This window comes from Streptomyces otsuchiensis, from assembly GCF_004305975.1.
Classification (GTDB): Bacteria; Actinomycetota; Actinomycetes; order Streptomycetales; family Streptomycetaceae; genus Streptomyces; species Streptomyces otsuchiensis.
Map to the genome: position 1 here is coordinate 1 of NZ_BHZI01000685.1, position 235 is coordinate 235.

Genomic DNA, 235 nt, shown 5'->3' on the forward strand with positions numbered 1-235 from the left:
GCGGAAGGAGAGGTTGTTGCGGAAGACCCCCTGCTCGGACTCGTCGAAGTAGGGGTTGAAGCGGAAGATGAAGTTGAAGCGCCCGTTGTCGAAGCTGGTGTTGTTGTCGAGCTGGAGGCGGCCGGGGTTGAAGTTGTCGGTTAATCTTACTATGCCGTTGTCGAAAGCGATGTGCCCGAGGACGATCGTCGGCACCGGCCGCGGCAGACCGCCCATGCTGCTGCCGTGGTTCGTG

At 60.9% G+C, this 235-nt stretch carries 1 pseudogene; it reads right to left on the reverse strand.

From position 1 onward, the window contains the following. Positions 1–216 (reverse strand): annotated as a pseudogene (locus E0D90_RS26345) (hypothetical protein); the annotation flags it as partial. Positions 217–235: the final 19 nt, after the last annotated feature.